14 protein-coding genes are annotated in these 14,733 nt (G+C 70.7%); 6 read left to right on the plus strand and 8 right to left on the minus strand.

The features are described from left to right. Positions 1 to 34 precede the first annotated feature (34 nt). Complete coding sequence (locus DY262_RS11050; protein ID WP_116958929.1) at positions 35 to 826, minus strand: exodeoxyribonuclease III; 792 nt, start codon at positions 824 to 826, stop codon at positions 35 to 37. Positions 827 to 840: 14 nt separating this feature from the next. Between DY262_RS11050 and pyrE the strand changes: the two genes are divergently transcribed. Further along, positions 841 to 1,539, plus strand: a complete 699-nt coding sequence (pyrE, locus tag DY262_RS11055; protein WP_116958930.1) for an orotate phosphoribosyltransferase — start codon at positions 841 to 843, stop codon at positions 1,537 to 1,539. A 14-nt stretch (positions 1,540 to 1,553) separates the two neighbouring features. Continuing rightward, a complete protein-coding gene (locus DY262_RS11060; RefSeq protein ID WP_245980943.1) occupies positions 1,554 to 2,225 on the plus strand; it encodes a DUF4124 domain-containing protein in 672 nt (223 codons plus the stop codon). A 39-nt stretch (positions 2,226 to 2,264) separates the two neighbouring features. Here DY262_RS11060 and gatB read toward each other — a convergent pair whose 3' ends face one another. Genes gatB through gatC form a run of 3 tightly spaced genes read right to left on the minus strand, consistent with a single transcriptional unit; the run spans position 2,265 to position 5,559 of the window. After that, positions 2,265 to 3,722, minus strand: coding sequence for an Asp-tRNA(Asn)/Glu-tRNA(Gln) amidotransferase subunit GatB (gene gatB / locus DY262_RS11065; RefSeq protein ID WP_116958931.1), 1,458 nt, complete (start codon positions 3,720 to 3,722; stop codon positions 2,265 to 2,267). Between the two features lie 2 nt (positions 3,723 to 3,724). Beyond that, on the minus strand, positions 3,725 to 5,263 hold the full coding sequence (gene gatA / locus DY262_RS11070; RefSeq protein ID WP_116958932.1) for an Asp-tRNA(Asn)/Glu-tRNA(Gln) amidotransferase subunit GatA: 1,539 nt from the start codon (positions 5,261 to 5,263) through the stop codon (positions 3,725 to 3,727). Next, positions 5,260 to 5,559, minus strand: coding sequence for an Asp-tRNA(Asn)/Glu-tRNA(Gln) amidotransferase subunit GatC (gatC, locus tag DY262_RS11075; protein ID WP_116958933.1), 300 nt, complete (start codon positions 5,557 to 5,559; stop codon positions 5,260 to 5,262). Before gatC ends, gatA begins: the two co-directional genes overlap by 4 nt. A gap of 270 nt (positions 5,560 to 5,829) precedes the next feature. On the opposite strand from gatC, the gene DY262_RS11080 reads away from it, so the two are divergent. The 4 genes from DY262_RS11080 to mrdA all read left to right on the plus strand — a co-directional run bounded on the left by DY262_RS11080 (position 5,830) and on the right by mrdA (position 10,571). Continuing rightward, positions 5,830 to 6,873, plus strand: a complete 1,044-nt coding sequence (locus DY262_RS11080) for a rod shape-determining protein (RefSeq protein ID WP_009519392.1) — start codon at positions 5,830 to 5,832, stop codon at positions 6,871 to 6,873. Positions 6,874 to 6,900: 27 nt separating this feature from the next. Next, positions 6,901 to 7,866 (plus strand): rod shape-determining protein MreC, encoded by a 966-nt coding sequence (mreC, locus tag DY262_RS11085; RefSeq protein ID WP_116958934.1) that lies wholly within the window; start codon positions 6,901 to 6,903, stop codon positions 7,864 to 7,866. Continuing rightward, entirely contained in the window at positions 7,863 to 8,393 is a 531-nt protein-coding gene (gene mreD / locus DY262_RS11090; RefSeq protein WP_116958935.1) for a rod shape-determining protein MreD, read from the plus strand. The genes mreC and mreD overlap by 4 nt, the downstream gene beginning before the upstream one ends. Positions 8,394 to 8,600: 207 nt before the next feature. Beyond that, positions 8,601 to 10,571, plus strand: coding sequence for a penicillin-binding protein 2 (gene mrdA / locus DY262_RS11095; RefSeq protein ID WP_116958936.1), 1,971 nt, complete (start codon positions 8,601 to 8,603; stop codon positions 10,569 to 10,571). A 54-nt stretch (positions 10,572 to 10,625) separates the two neighbouring features. On the opposite strand, the gene DY262_RS11100 is transcribed toward mrdA, so the two are convergent. The 4 genes from DY262_RS11100 to arsB all read right to left on the minus strand — a co-directional run bounded on the left by DY262_RS11100 (position 10,626) and on the right by arsB (position 14,729). After that, positions 10,626 to 11,996 (minus strand): hypothetical protein, encoded by a 1,371-nt coding sequence (locus tag DY262_RS11100; protein WP_147326215.1) that lies wholly within the window; start codon positions 11,994 to 11,996, stop codon positions 10,626 to 10,628. Beyond that, complete coding sequence (locus DY262_RS11105) at positions 11,993 to 12,733, minus strand: hypothetical protein (RefSeq protein ID WP_116958938.1); 741 nt, start codon at positions 12,731 to 12,733, stop codon at positions 11,993 to 11,995. Before DY262_RS11105 ends, DY262_RS11100 begins: the two co-directional genes overlap by 4 nt. A gap of 118 nt (positions 12,734 to 12,851) precedes the next feature. Next, entirely contained in the window at positions 12,852 to 13,610 is a 759-nt protein-coding gene (locus tag DY262_RS11110) for a sulfite exporter TauE/SafE family protein (RefSeq protein WP_070400193.1), read from the minus strand. Positions 13,611 to 13,637: 27 nt separating this feature from the next. Further along, positions 13,638 to 14,729, minus strand: a complete 1,092-nt coding sequence (arsB, locus tag DY262_RS11115; protein ID WP_116958939.1) for an ACR3 family arsenite efflux transporter — start codon at positions 14,727 to 14,729, stop codon at positions 13,638 to 13,640. Positions 14,730 to 14,733 lie beyond the last annotated feature (4 nt).

A 14,733-nucleotide genomic window follows, 5' to 3' on the forward strand; every position in this document is an offset into this window, starting at 1 on the left:
ACCGCGGGCCGGCGGCCCAGGCGCGGTGGCCCTCTCAGAGCGTGAAGTCGTAGCCGATGGTGATCGGCGCGTGGTCCGAGAAGCGCTGCGCCTTGTAGATGGCCTCGGTGCGCGCGTGCGCGGCCATCGCTGGCGTGGCCAGGTGGTAGTCCAGCCGCCACCCCACGTTGTTGGCCCAGGCCTGGCCTCGGTTGCTCCACCACGTGTAGCAGGCGTCGGTGGTGTCGGGCTGCAGTTGGCGGTAGACGTCGATCAGGCCCACTTCGGCGAACAGCTGGGTCATCCAGGCCCGCTCTTCGGGCAGGAAGCCGCTGTTCTTCTGGTTGCTGCGCCAGTTCTTCAGGTCGTTCTGCGTGTGCGCGATGTTCACGTCGCCACAGAGAATGAATTCGCGCTGCGACTTGAGCGTCACCAGGTGCGGGAAGAAGGCCGCCAGGAAGCGGTACTTGGATTCCTGCCGCTCGGGACCGGACGAGCCGCTGGGGAAGTACACGCTGATGATCGACAGCTTGCGCCGGGGCGTGTCGAAACGCAGCTCGGTGTAGCGGCCCTCGTCGTCGAACTCGTGCGTGCCGAAGCCGGTGAGCACCGCGCTCGGCTCGTGGCGCGTGAAGACGGCTGTGCCCGCGTAGCCCTTTTTCTGCGCGAAATGGAAGTGCCCGCGCATCCCGGCCAGTTCCTCGAAGCGACCGGCCACATCGGCCGCCTGGGCCTTCACTTCCTGCATGCAAATACAATCCGGCGCACTTTTCGCCAGCCAGTCTTCGAGGCCTTTGGTGGTGGCCGAGCGGATGCCGTTGAGGTTGAGGCTGGTCAGATTGAACACAAGGAAATCCTCATATGGTGATGGCAGGCGCGGCCGATGAGCCGCTGGCCCAGGCGTTCGTGAAGTTCTGCGTCGAGGCCGGCGCACTGAAGTTCGGCGAATTCAAGACCAAGGCCGGGCGCCTCTCGCCCTATTTTTTCAACGCCGGCCTGTTCGACGACGGGGCCAAGCTGGGCCGGCTCGCGGCATTCTATGCACGCGCGCTGCTCGACAGCGGGATTGCCTTCGACATGATCTTCGGCCCGGCCTACAAGGGCATCCCGCTGGGCGCGGCCGTGGCCATCGAGCTCGCCCGCCTGGGCCGCAACGTGCCCTTCGCCTACAACCGCAAGGAAGCCAAGGACCACGGCGAAGGCGGCACCCTGGTGGGCGCGCCGCTGCAAGGCCGCGTGCTGATCGTCGACGACGTCATGAGCGCCGGCACGGCCGCGCGCGAGTCCATCGCCCTGATCCGCGCCGCCGGCGCCACGCCGAGCGCCGTCGCCATCGCGCTGGACCGCCAGGAGAAGGCCACCGAGCCCGGCCCCGACGGCGTGGTCCGCGACGTGGATCACAGTGCCGTGCAGTACGTGCAACGCCAGCTCGGCCTGCAGGTCTGTTCGATTGCGAAGCTCGATGATTTGCTTCAGTATCTGTCCGCCCAGGCGGGCGGCGAGGTCGCGGCGCACCGCGACCGCGTGCTGGCCTACCGGGCCCGCTACGGCGTGAACTGACCCACCCCACCACCATGAACCGCCTGCCGCTGCCGATGTCCCTGCCCCACCGCTCCCGACTCGCTGGCGCGGCGGCCCTGCTGCTGCTGTCGCTGGGCGCGCAAGCGCAGAACAACACGCAGTCCATCTACACCTGCACCGACGGCAAGGGCCGGCGCATCACCTCCGACCGGCCCATCGTCGACTGCCTGGACCGCGAGCAGCAGCGCCTGGGCCGCACCGGCACCGTGCGCGAGGTGATCCCGCCCAGCTACACGCGCGAGGAGCGCGAGAAGGTCGAGGCCAAGCGCCGCGCCGAGCAGGAAGAGCAGGCCCGCCTCCAAGAGGAGCGCCGGCGCGAGCGCGCGCTGCTGATCCGCTACCCCAACCAGGGCGTGCACGACAAGGAGCGCCAGGAGGCGCTGGCGCAGATCGACGACGTCATCGCCGCCGTGCACAAGCGCGAAGCGGCCCTGATCGAACAGCGCAAGGGCATCGCGCAGGAGCTGGAGTTCTACCAGGGCGACCTGGCCAAGGCCCCGCTGTGGCTGCGGCGCAAGGTCGAGGACAACGACAAGCAGATGGACGTGCAGAAGCGCTTCCTGGTCGACCAGACGCAGGAGAAGCAGCGCGTGAACGCGCGCTTCGACGAAGAGCTGGCCAAGCTCAAGCAGCTCTGGGCCGGCACCGCCGCGCAGAGCCGCTGAACCGGCCCCCGTCCGCGAACAAGGGCCCCAACAGGGGCCTCAACCCAGTTTCTGGCGCAGCAGGTCGTTCACCTGCTGCGGGTTGGCCTTGCCCTTGCTGGCCTTCATGGCCTGGCCCACCAGGGCGTTGAAGGCCTTGTCCTTGCCGGCGCGGAACTGGGCCACCATCTCGGCGTTGGCGGCCATCACCTCGTCGATGATCTTCTCGATCGCACCGCTGTCGCTGACCTGCTTGAGGCCCTTGGCCTCGATGACCGCGTCCACCTCGGCGCCTTCGCCCGTCCACAGCGCATCCATCACCTGCTTGGCCGCGTTGTTGGACACCGTGCCGTCGGCGATGCGCTGGAGCAGGGCGGCGAGCTGCGCCGCGCTCACGGGCGCGTCGGCGATGCCCTTCTCTTCGTTGTTGAGCCGGCGCGAGACCTCGCCCATCACCCAGTTGCTGGCCATCTTGGCCTGGCCGCTGGCCTGGGCCGCGGCCTCGAAGTAGGCCGCCATCGCGGGGCTTTGCGTCAGCGTGGTGGCGTCGTATTCGGGCAGGGCGTACTGCTGCACGAAGCGCTCGGCCATGGCGCGCGGCAGCTCGGGCATGGCGGCCTTGACCTCGGCCACCCAGTCGCGCGACACCACCAGTGGCGGCAGGTCGGGGTCGGGGAAGTAGCGGTAGTCGGCCGCGTCTTCCTTGGTGCGCATGGCGCGCGTCTCGCCCGTGTCGGGGTCGAACAGCACCGTGGCCTGCTCGATGGCGTGGCCGTCCTCGATCTGTTCGATCTGCCAGCGCACCTCGTAGTCGATGGCCTGCTGCATGAACTTGAACGAGTTCAGGTTCTTGATCTCGCGGCGCGTGCCCAGCGGCGCCCCGGGCTTGCGCACCGAGACGTTGGCGTCGCAGCGGAACGAGCCCTCCTGCATGTTGCCGTCGCAGATGCCGATCCAGGTGACGATCTTGTGCAGCTCCTTCGCGTAGGCCACGGCCTCGGCGCTGGAGCGGATGTCGGGCTCGGTCACGATCTCCAGCAGCGGCGTGCCCGCGCGGTTGAGGTCGATGCCGCTCTGGCCGATGAAGTCCTCGTGCAGGCTCTTGCCGGCGTCTTCCTCCAGGTGCGCGCGCACCAGGCGCACGGTCTTCTTGTCGTCGCCCAGGTAGAAACTGACCGCGCCGCCCTGCACCACCGGAATCTCGTACTGGCTGATCTGGTAGCCCTTGGGCAGGTCGGGGTAGAAGTAGTTTTTGCGCGCGAAAACGCTGCGCTCGGCGATGTGCGCGCCCACGGCCAGGCCCAGGCGGATGGCGCAGGCCACGGCCTCGCGGTTCATCACGGGCAGGGTGCCAGGCAAGGCGAGGTCCACCGCGCTGGCCTGGGTGTTGGGCTCGGCGCCGAAGGCGGTGGCCGCGCGGCTGAAGATCTTGGACCGCGTGGCCAGTTGGGTGTGCGTCTCGAAGCCGATCACGACCTCGTAGCCGTGCACCAGCAGGGAAGGGCTTGCTTTGCTCATGGTCAGTACCCCGCGGGGGCGTGCGTGTGCCAGTCCGTGGCCTGCTGGAGGGCGTGCGCCACCTGCAGCAGCTCGGCCTCCTTCAGGTAGTCGCCGACGAGCTGCAGGCCGACGGGCAGGCCGCTGGTGGCGCCGAGCCCGGCCGGCACGCTCATGCACGGCAGGCCCGCGAGCGAGGCGGGCAGGGTATAGATGTCCGCCAGGTAGGCGGCGACCGGGTCGTCGGCCAGTTCGCCGATCTTCCAGGCCACCGTGGGCGCGACCGGCCCGGCGATCAGGTCGCATTCGGCGAAGGCGGCGCGGAAGTCCTGCGCGATGAGGCGGCGGATCTGCTGGGCCTTGAGGTAGTAGGCGTCGTAGTAGCCGTGGCTCAGCACGTAGGTGCCGATCATGATGCGCCGCTGTACCTCGGCGCCGAAGGCCTCGCTGCGCGACTTTTTGTACATGTCCAGCAGGTCGTCGTACTTCGCGGCGCGGTGGCCGAACTTCACGCCGTCGTAGCGGCTGAGGTTCGAGCTCGCCTCGGCGGGCGCGATGATGTAGTACGCCGGGATGGACATTTCGGTCCGCGGCAGGCGGATGCGGCGCAGGCTGGCACCGAGCGCCTCGAGCTGCTTCAGCGCGCCCGACACCCTCAGGGTGACGTCGCCGGACACGCGCTGGTCCGTGGTCGGGGCGTCGTCCGCCCAGTTCATCCACTCTTCGGGGATGCCGATGCGCAGGCCCTTGAGCGGCTGCGCGGCGCTGGCGCCGTCGCGCCCCTCGCCCCAGGTCTTGCCCAGCAGGCGGCCGTAGTCCTCGGCCGGGTGGTCCAGGCTGGTGGAATCGCGGTCGATGTCGGGCCCGGCCATGGCCGTGAGCAGCGTGGCGCAATCGGCCGCGCTGCGCGCCATGGGGCCGGCCTGGTCCAGGCTGGAGGCAAAGGCCACCATGCCGTAGCGCGAGCAGCGGCCATAGGTGGGCTTGATGCCGGTCACGCCGCAGAAGCCGGCGGGCTGTCGGATGGAGCCGCCGGTGTCGGTGCCGGTGACGGCGGGCGCCAGGCGCGCGGCCACGACCGCCGCGGAGCCCCCCGACGAGCCACCCGGCACGCGGGCCGGGTCCCAGGGGTTGCGCGCGGGGCCGAAGGCGGAGTTGTCGTTGCCCGAGCCCATGGCGAACTCGTCGCAGTTGAGCTTGCCCAGGGTCACCGCGCCCTGCTGCCCGAGCCGGGCCACCACGGTGGCGTCGAAGGGGCTGCGGTAGCCCTCCAGCATCTTGGAGCCGGCGGTGGTGGGAAAGTCGCGCGTGACGAAGATGTCCTTGTGCGCGATCGGCACGCCCAGCAGCGGCGTGCGCTCGCCGGCGGCGATGCGCGCGTCGGCGGCCCGGGCCTGGGCCAGCGAGACCTCTTCGTCGAGCGCCAGGTAGGCGCCCAGGGCCTCGTGCTGTTTCGCCCGCGCCAGCAGGTGTTGCGTCGCCTCGGTGCTGCTGGTCTTTTTGTCGGCCAGGGCCTGGGCCAGCTCGGCCACGCCCATCTGGTGCAGATCCGGCGCGCTCATTCGATCACCTTCGGCACCAGGAACAGGCCGTTTTCCACGGCCGGGGCGCTCTTTTGGTTGGCCTCGCGCGCGTTCGGCTCGCTCACCACGTCGGGGCGCAGGCGCAAGGCCACGTCCTCCATCACGGCGGTGGGATGGGCCAGGGGCTCGACGCCGGTGGTGTCGACGGCCTTCATGCGCTCGACGATGTCGAAGAAGCCATTGAGCTGGCCAAGCAGGCGCTCGCTGTGCTCGGCGTCGAGTTCCAGGCGCGCCAGGTGGGCGATGCGCCCGATGTCGTTGGGGGTCAGGGACATGGTGCTGGGAGGTGAAGGGACCCGCGCCGCCAGGGCGGCACGGGCCTGCAACCGGATGCAAAACGGCCCGTTTGAGGGGCAAACAGGCCTGTTTTGATGCGGTTGTACACAGGCGTTCGGGTATTATCCTGCGTTCAGCGGAGCCGGCCTTTTGGCCCGGTTTTCGCCACCGAATCAATCACTTAGCCCCGATGCCCCGGTCCGACCCCGGCCCCACCCCCGGCTGCACGCGTGCGCGTGAGCTGACGCATCCCACAGGATTCACCCACCATGTTTGAAGCGTTCCGTCGGAGTTTTTCGACCGACCTGGCCATCGACCTCGGCACCGCCAACACCCTCATCTACGTGCGCAACAAGGGCATCGTGCTCGACGAGCCCTCGGTCGTGTCCATCCGCCACGAAGGCGGTCCTCAGGGCAAGAAGACCATCCAGGCGGTGGGCCGCGAAGCCAAGGCCATGCTCGGCAAGGTGCCCGGCAACATCGAGGCCATCCGCCCGATGAAGGACGGCGTGATCGCCGACTTCACGGTCACCGAGCAGATGCTCAAGCAGTTCATCAAGATGGTGCACCCGCGCTCGATGTTCAAGCCGAGCCCGCGCATCATCATCTGCGTGCCCTGCGGCTCGACCCAGGTCGAGCGCCGCGCCATCCGCGAGTCGGCCCTGGGCGCGGGCGCCAGCGAGGTCTACCTGATCGAAGAACCCATGGCCGCGGCCATCGGCGCCGGCCTGCCGGTGTCCGACGCCTCGGGCTCCATGGTGGTCGACATCGGCGGCGGCACCACCGAGGTGGGCGTCATCAGCCTCGGCGGCATGGTCTACAAGGGCAGCGTGCGCGTGGGCGGCGACAAGTTCGACGACGCCATCATTGCCTACATCCGCCGCAACTACGGCATGCTCATCGGCGAGCCCACCGCCGAGGCGATCAAGAAGGAAATCGGCTCGGCCTTTCCCGGTTCGGAAGTGCGCGAGATGGAGGTCAAGGGCCGCAACCTCTCCGAGGGCGTGCCGCGCAGCTTCACCATCAGCTCCAACGAGGTGCTGGAAGCCCTCACCGAGCCGCTCAACCAGATCGTCAGCGCGGTGAAGAACGCGCTCGAGCAGACCCCGCCCGAGCTCGGCGCCGACATCGCCGAGCGCGGCATGATGCTCACCGGCGGCGGCGCGCTGCTGCGCGACCTCGACCGCCTGCTCGCCGAAGAGACCGGCCTGCCCGTGCTGGTGGCCGAAGAGCCCCTGACCTGCGTGGTGCGCGGCTGCGGCATGGCCCTGGAGCGCATGGAGCGCCTGGGCACGATCTTCACCAGCGAATAAGGGCCGCGTTCCGCGCGGCGAGCCGCCATGCCACTGGGCACGCTGGACCGCACCCCACCGCCGTTCTTCAAGCAGGGCCCCTCGGCCCTGTCCAAGCTGATCGTGTTCAGCGCCGTGGCGCTGTTCCTGATGGTGGCCGACCTGCGCTTTCGCGTGGCGCAGCCCGTGCGCGCGGCACTGGCCACGGCGCTGTACCCCGTGCAGTGGGCGGTGCTTCAGCCCGTGCAGCTGGTGGGCGCGGCCGGCGGCTACGTCACCAGCCTGCACACCGCCCAGCAGAACGAAGCCGATGCCGTGCGCCGACTGGCCGACCAGGCCGCGCGCAGCCTGCAGGTGGACCAGCTGATGAATGAAAACCAGCGCCTGCGCGAACTGCTGTCCATGCGCGAGCGCGTGAAGGCCGGCGCCATCGGCGCCCAGGTGGTGTACGACGCCGCCGACCCCTACTCCCGCCGCGTGGTCATCGACCGCGGCCAGACGCATGGCGTGGTGGCCGGCGCGCCGGTGATCGACGAGTCGGGCGTGCTGGGCCAGGTGACGCGCGTGTACCCGCTGATCGCCGAGGTCAGCCTGCTGGTGGACCGCGACCAGGCCATCCCCGTGCTCGACGTCCGCTCCGGCGTGCGCAGCGTGGCCTACGGCCAGCCGGCCAGCGACGGCGACGGCCTGGAACTGCGCTACACCCTGGCCGAGACCGACATCCGCGAAGGCGACCTGCTCACCACCAGCGGTGTGGACGCGGTGTACCCGCCCGGCCTGCCGGTGGCGCGCGTCACCGCCGTGGAGCGCCAGAGCGGCTCGTCCTTCATGCGCATCCGCGCCGAGGCCCTGGCCCGCATGGACGGCGCGCTGCACGTGCTGGTGCTGGAGCCCGCGGGCGCGCAGCTGCCGCCGCCCCCCGCGGCCGCACCCGCCGCGGACGCCACCCAGCCCGGGCCCGTGCCGGGCGCCAAGGCCGCCAGCCGGCCCGGTCGCCAAGGGGCTCGACCATGATCATGCGCCCCGGCCAGCAACTGCTGCTGCCCGCCAACCCCGTCTTCATCTGGTTCAGCCTGATCTGCGCGCTGGCGCTGAACATGCTGCTCAACATGGGCCTGTTCGGCCGCGCCGCCTGGGTGCCCGACCTGCTCGCGCTCAGCCTGGTGTTCTGGTGCGTGCACCAGCCACTGCGCATCGGCGTGGGCACGGCCTTCTTCTTCGGCCTGGTCATGGACGTGCACCAGGGCGCCCTGCTCGGCCAGCACGCCTTGTCCTACACCGTCATGGCCTTCGGCGCCGTGGCCATGCACCGGCGGCTGCTGTGGTTCCCGGTGCCGGCGCAGTCGCTGCAGGTGCTGCCGCTGTTCGTGGCGGCACACCTCATCGGCATGGTGGTGCGCCTGCTGGCCGGCGGCAGCTTCCCGGGCTGGCCCTACTTCCTTTCGCCGCTGTTCGAGGCCATGCTGTGGCCCGTGGTGACGGTGATGCTGCTGGCCCCCCAGCGCCGCGCACCCGACCCGGACGACAACCGACCGATCTAGATGGACACCCCCGCCGCGCTTCGCGCGCCCCCCTCGAGGGGGCTGAGGGCCGCGGCTCCGAGCCTGCCTGCGCAGGCTTGGGCGGCCCGAAGAGCCTGCACCTCTGGCACGGGCGCGGCCTGCAAGGCGCGCCCCCGGCCCGGCAACGCCGGTCCGGGGTGCCCTGGGTCGGGCCACCTCGCGCACAGAGCCCTCGGGTGAACGCACATGACTGAACTGCGCAACGTCGACGCGGACATCTGGCAGTTTCGCCAGCGCGTGATCGTGATCGCGCTGACGGTGCTGTTCGCCTTCGGCCTGATCGTGGCGCGCATGACCTGGCTGCAGGTGACCCGGCACGAGGAGTTCATGGCCCAGGCCGAGAGCAACCGCACGGCGGTGCTGCCGGTGGTGCCCAACCGGGGCCAGATCGTCGACCGCGAAGGCCGCGTGCTGGCCAGCAACTACTCGGCCTACACCCTGGAGATCACGCGCTCGCAGATCGAGGACCTCGACGACACCATCGCCGGCCTGCGCGAGCTGGTGGAGATCTCCCCGCGCGACGAGCGGCGCTTCCGCAAGCTGCTGGAGGAGTCGCACCGCTTCGACTCCCTGCCCATCCGCACCCGGCTGAGCGACGAGGAGGTGGCGCGCTTCACGGCCCAGCGCTACCGCTTCCCCGGCGTGGAGGTGCGCGCGCGGCTGCTGCGCCACTACCCCAACGGCGAAACCGCCAGCCACGTGATCGGCTACATCGGCCGCATCAACCAGCGCGAAAAGGAGCTCATCGCCGACTGGCCCGAGGAAGACCAGGCCAACTACCGCGGCACCGAGTACATCGGCAAGCTCGGCGCCGAGCAGCAGCACGAGCAGACCCTGCACGGCACCACCGGCTTCGAGCGGGTGGAGACCTCGGCCGGCGGGCGCGCGGTGCGCTCGCTCGCGGCCACGCCGCCCACGCCGGGCGACACCGTGGTGCTCACCATCGACGCCAAGCTGCAGAACCTGGTCGAGACGCTGTACGGCGATCGCCGGGGCGCCCTGGTGGCGATCGACCCGCGCAACGGCGAGGTGCTGGCCCTGGTCTCCAAGCCCACCTTCGATCCCAACCTCTTCGTCGAGGGCATCGACGTCGACAACTGGCGCGCGCTCAACGAGTCGATCGACAAGCCGCTGCTCAACCGCGCCCTGCGCGGCACCTACCCGCCGGGCTCCACCTACAAGCCCTTCATGGCCATGGCCGCGCTGGAGACCGGCGCGCGCAAGGCCGAGACCGCCATCAACGACCCCGGCTACTGGATGCTGGGCAACCACCGTTTCCGCAGCCACGGCGACGGCGGCCTGGGCGCGGTGGACATGCGCCGCGCCATCATCAAGTCGAGCAACGTCTACTTCTATTCGCTGGCCAACGAGATGGGCGTGGACGCCATCCACGACTTCATGAAGCCCCTGGGCATCGGCCAGCTCACGGGCATCGACCTCAAGGGCGAGGTGCGCGGCGTGCTGCCCAGCCAGCAATGGAAGCGCGACACCTACAAGCGCCCCGAGGCACAGCGCTGGTACGCGGGCGAGACCGTTTCGCTGGGCATCGGCCAGGGCTACAACAACTTCACCATGCTGCAGATGGCCAACGCCATGGCCACCCTGGCCAACGGCGGCGTCAAGCGCACGCCGCACCTGTCGCTGGCGCGGCGCAACCCACTCACCGGCCAGGTCGAGCCGCTGCCCACGCCGCCGACCGAGAACCTGAACTTCAAGCCCGAGCACGTGCGCGTCGTGCTCAGCGCCATGCAGGCCGTCACCACCGAGGGCACTTCGGCGCGCGTGTTCTCGGGCGCCGGCTACACCAGCGGCGGCAAGACCGGCACGGCGCAGGCCGTCACCATCGGCCAGCGCGAGCGCTACGACGCCCGCAAGCTGGAAGAGCACCAGCGCGACCACTCGCTCTACCTGGCCTTCGCGCCGGCCGACGAGCCGCGCGTGGCGCTGGCCGTGATCGTGGAAAACGCCGGCTTCGGCGCCGCCGCGGCCGCGCCCATCGCGCGCCGCGTGTTCGACTACCTGCTGCTCGGCCAGTACCCGAGCGAGCAGGACATCGCCGCCCTGCAGGCCGGCGGGGGCGGTCCGCCCATCGGCACGCCGCGGCGCGTGAGCGACGTGGTCTGGCCACCCGAGGTGCCCGCGGCCACGGCGCCCTGAGGCGGCGCCGGCGGCGCGGGTGCCCGCCCGGCCCGCCAGGGCGGGCTCCCCGCCTCAGTCCAGGAAGCGCGGGCGCTCGTCGGCGCGGCGGCGCTCCTGCGTCTGCTGGTCGAACACCGCCTGCGCCGCGGCGGACGTGGGCGCGCCGGCCATGCGCCGGTCCAGGCAGGTTTGGGGCGTGAGCCCGCCCGGGTTGCAGCGGCTTTCCGATGCCTGCACGCAGCGCGCCTGGGCCGCGCGGGCCTCCCGGTTGGCCTGGCACTGGCGCGACAGCTCACCCCATTGCGACACCCAGGCCGCTTCCCTGGCCTCGAATTCGCGCGCTTCGCGCTCGCGCGCCTGGCGCGCTTCCTCGCGGTTGCGCTCGCGCTCGCGTTCGCAGCGCGCGTCGCAGGGCGAGTTGTCCACGCGCGTCAGCAAGGGGCCGATGTCGCGCCACGGCCGGCCCGGCATCGCCTTGCAGCGGGCCTCGTCGGGGCCCTGCGGGTCGGGGCATTGCTGGCGCCGGCAGGCCTGCACGGGCGCCAGTTCCTGGCGGCAGGCCGCCTCGGACGCCTGGCGGAAGGCCTCGACCAGGCGCGCGTGCACGCGGCGCACGTCGGGGGCGTCGGCCGCTTTGTCCAGGGCGTCGGCATGGGCCAGATCGGGTTTGTCCGGCTTCGGCTTTTTCTCGCAGTACGCGAGCTGCGGCGTCTTCTCGCAGAACGCCTGCAAAGCGCTCGCCAGCGCGCTGGCGCTGGCCGAGCTGCGCGGGCAGATGATCAGTTCCGTCAGTTTGACGCCCCCGCGCATGGCGTCCTTGGCGTCGGCCGGCGACAGGTGGCTTCGCCCCTCCCGGGCGCACCAGCCCTGCTGCCCCATGGTGAAGTCGCCGCTCGGGAGCCGGCTGGAGCCGCCGCTGATGATGAAGCGCGACCAGTCGGGGCTGCCCGGCACGTTGAACGACACCTGGCCATCGGGCCGCACGGGCGCGCCCGTGTCCAGATCGACGGCCAGGATCGCCCCGCCCTTGCCGATGAAGAGGCCCAGGCCGTAGACCATGAGCTCGCTGCGCCGGGCGGCCCGCTCCAGCGGCGCGGGCAGCTGCTCCACGGGAAAGCCCCGGACCTCCTTGCCCACGCGGATCTTCACCGAGCTGATGGTCCACACGAGCCCGGCGTTGGCCACCGGCTCGCCCATCAGCGTCGTGAGCTTCCAGCGAATCTCGTGGATCCCGCAGACCTCGGGGACGTCCGGGGTCGCGCTCTTGAAGCACTCCACCCGGGCCAGACCGCCGCCGGGGCGCAGCGTGCCCTGGCCGCCGATCTCGGCCGCCCGGGCGGACGCCCCCCCCAGCGCGGACAGCGCCAGGGCCGCCAGCGCCACCCCCAGCGCCACCCCCAGCGCCACCAGACGCCCGCCGTGCCGCGCAAGCCCGCCGCTCATTCCTGGCGCGACCTCATGCCTTCGAGCGTGGAGCCGCTGCCCGAATGGGTGCGGTACTTGCGCTCGCCGTGGAAGGTTTCGCGCTTTTCCTGCAGCAGGTTGCCTTGCCAGGTCACCGTGCACCTGATCTCCTGGTGGTCGCGCCAGGCCGGGTGTTCGATGAAGCCGGTCTTGCACGAGCAATCGAGGTTGCGCGCGCTCGGCGCGTAGCGTTCGATGCGGCTCTCGGCGCGTTCGCAGCCGTCCTCCAGCTCGTCCACGCTCCACCAGGTGGTCTTCACGTTCACCCAGGCCGCGGCCACCGCGGCCCGCTGGCGCGCGGCTTCGTCGGCCGCGGCCTTGCCCGCCTGGGCACTGGTGTAGATCTGCAGCGCCTGGCTGTAGTACTTGCCCTTGGTGCCGTGCACGCGCAGGTAGCGCTCCAGGCGCTCCAGGGCGGCGGCGTGCTGGCCCGTGGCCTGCAGGGCGCGGCCGTAGTGGTAGTCGAAGTTGGCCGGCATGGGCACGCCAGTGGCCTCGGCGGCCTTGAGCGCAGCGGCCGCCTTGGGCCAGTCGGCCTTGCCGCCCTTGTCCTCCTTCTCCATTTCGCCGGAGGCCAGTTGCAACTGGCGGTCGGCCTCCACGGTCGGCGGCAGGCCCTGAGCGGTGGCGGCGCCCGACCCCAGCAGCGTGGCGGTCAGGCAGGCAAGCAGAAAGCGCGGGAGGCGGGTATGGGGCATGGCGGACAGGATCTCCATCGTCGAAGGCGGACCAAGCCACCCTGGCCTGGGCATCGGCGCACGGGCGGCCAGCTTGATACTAGGCAGGGTTTCCCAGCACGCGAATAGTGCAGATGCACCAAGGCCACGGCCGGAACTAGCGCAGCCAGGCGTCCCAGGTGGTCTTGAGGATCAGCGCCCCCACCACCCCGATGAACACCCAGCGCACGAAACCGCTGCCGTGCTTGAGCGCCAGCCGGGTACCGGCCAGGCTGCCCACCACATTGGCCAGGGCCATCACCAGGGCGTAGTGCCACCACACATGGCCCTTGAGCGCGAACAGCAGCAGCGCCGCCAGGTTGGACGCCGTGTTCAGCAGCTTGGCGCTGGCGCTGGCGTGCAGGAAGTCGAAGCCCAGCCAGCGCACGAACAGGAAGACGAAGAAGCTGCCGGTGCCCGGGCCGAAGAAGCCGTCGTAGAAACCGATGACCGCGCCCATCAGGCAGGCCGCCGCCGTCAGCCGGCGCCCGGCGAAGGCCGGATCGTGCGCGTGGCCCAGGTCCTTGCGCGCCAGGGTGTAGAGCAGCACCGCGCCCAGCACGAAAGGCAGCGCGCGGCGCAGGAAGTCGGGCGAGACCACGGTGACCGTCCAGGCGCCCGCCATGGCGCCAGCGAAGGCCATGGCCGCCGCCGGCAGCAGCGCGCGCCAGGGCATGTCCACGCGCCGCGCGTACTGCACCGTGGCCGCCGCCGTGCCCAGCACGGCCGCGCCCTTGTTGATGCCGAACAGCGTGGCCGGGTGGGTGTGGGGAAAGACCGCGAACATCGCGGGCACGAGGATCAGCCCGCCCCCGCCCACGATCGAGTCCACGAAGCCGGCCAGCAGCGAGGCGGCCGAGACGAGCAGCAGTTCCATAACGGCGGCGATTGTCGCCGCCCGCGCTCAGGCGCCGCGCCGCCCCGCCGCGCCCCGCTCGTACCAGGCCTGGCTGCGGTTCACGGCGGCCACCACGGCCAGCATCACCGGCACCTCGATCAGCACGCCCACCACCGTGGCCAGCGCCGCGCCGGACTGAAAGCCGAACAGGCCGATGGCGGTGGCCACCGCCAGTTCGAAGAAGTTGCTCGCGCCGATCAGCGCCGACGGCCCCGCCACGCAGTGCGCCACGCCGAACCGGCGGTTGAGCCAGTAGGCCAGCCCCGAATTGAGCAGCACCTGGACCAGGATCGGCACCGCGAGCAGGGCGATGACCAGGGGCTGCCCCAGCAGGGCCTCGCCCTGGAAACCGAACAGCAGCACCAGCGTGAGCAGCAGCGCGCCGATGGACAGCGGCCCCAGCCGCGACACCACCGCCTCGAAGCGGGCCTGGCCACGCCGCCGCAGTGCCCGGCGCCAGGCCTGGGCCAGGGCCACGGGCACCACGATGTACAGGCCCACGGAGATGAGCAGCGTGTCCCAGGGCACGGTGATGGACGACAGCCCCAGCAGCAGCGCCACGATGGGCGCGAAGGCCACGACCATGATGGCGTCGTTGAGCGCCACCTGCGACAGCGTGAAGTACGGGTCGCCGCGGCAGAGCTGGCTCCACACGAACACCATGGCCGTGCAGGGCGCGGCCGCCAGGAGGATCAGGCCGGCCACGTAGCTGTCGATCTGGTCCGGCGGCAGCCAGGGCGCGAAGGCGTGGCGGATGAACAACCAGCCCAGCAGCGCCATGGAGAAGGGCTTGACGGCCCAGTTGACGAACAGGGTGACGCCGATGCCCCGCGCGTGCGCGCGCACCTGACCCAGTGCGGCGAAGTCGATCTTCAGCAGCATCGGGACGACCATCACCCAGATGAGCGCGCCCACCACCAGGTTCACCCGGGCCAGCTCCAGCGCGGCGATGGCGTGGAACAGACCGGGCAGCAGCCGCCCGAGCGCCACGCCGGCGACGATGCACAGCGCGACCCAGAGGCTCAGGTAGCGCTCGAAGAAACCGATGGCGGGCGCGGCGCCCGGTGGCGCCGACAGGGCGCTGTCCTGCAGGGCCATGGGA

The sequence above is a fragment of the Hydrogenophaga borbori genome, assembly GCF_003417535.1.
GTDB lineage: Bacteria > Pseudomonadota > Gammaproteobacteria > Burkholderiales > Burkholderiaceae_C > Hydrogenophaga > Hydrogenophaga borbori.

Excerpts from the sequence above, each read along its gene's own strand:
- mreD (WP_116958935.1), top strand. The coding sequence starts at position 7,863 with ATGATCATGCGCCCCGGCCAGCAACTGCTGCTGCCCGCCAACCCCGTC.
- DY262_RS11110 (WP_070400193.1), bottom strand. The coding sequence starts at position 13,610 with ATGGAACTGCTGCTCGTCTCGGCCGCCTCGCTGCTGGCCGGCTTCGTG.
- gatA (WP_116958932.1), bottom strand. The coding sequence starts at position 5,263 with ATGAGCGCGCCGGATCTGCACCAGATGGGCGTGGCCGAGCTGGCCCAG.
- mrdA (WP_116958936.1), top strand. The coding sequence starts at position 8,601 with ATGACTGAACTGCGCAACGTCGACGCGGACATCTGGCAGTTTCGCCAG.
- mreC (WP_116958934.1), top strand. The coding sequence starts at position 6,901 with ATGCCACTGGGCACGCTGGACCGCACCCCACCGCCGTTCTTCAAGCAG.
- gatB (WP_116958931.1), bottom strand. The coding sequence starts at position 3,722 with ATGAGCAAAGCAAGCCCTTCCCTGCTGGTGCACGGCTACGAGGTCGTG.
- gatC (WP_116958933.1), bottom strand. The coding sequence starts at position 5,559 with ATGTCCCTGACCCCCAACGACATCGGGCGCATCGCCCACCTGGCGCGC.
- DY262_RS11100 (WP_147326215.1), bottom strand. The coding sequence starts at position 11,996 with ATGAGCGGCGGGCTTGCGCGGCACGGCGGGCGTCTGGTGGCGCTGGGG.
- DY262_RS11060 (WP_245980943.1), top strand. The coding sequence starts at position 1,554 with ATGAACCGCCTGCCGCTGCCGATGTCCCTGCCCCACCGCTCCCGACTC.
- DY262_RS11080 (WP_009519392.1), top strand. The coding sequence starts at position 5,830 with ATGTTTGAAGCGTTCCGTCGGAGTTTTTCGACCGACCTGGCCATCGAC.
- arsB (WP_116958939.1), bottom strand. The coding sequence starts at position 14,729 with ATGGCCCTGCAGGACAGCGCCCTGTCGGCGCCACCGGGCGCCGCGCCC.
- pyrE (WP_116958930.1), top strand. The coding sequence starts at position 841 with ATGGTGATGGCAGGCGCGGCCGATGAGCCGCTGGCCCAGGCGTTCGTG.
- DY262_RS11105 (WP_116958938.1), bottom strand. The coding sequence starts at position 12,733 with ATGGAGATCCTGTCCGCCATGCCCCATACCCGCCTCCCGCGCTTTCTG.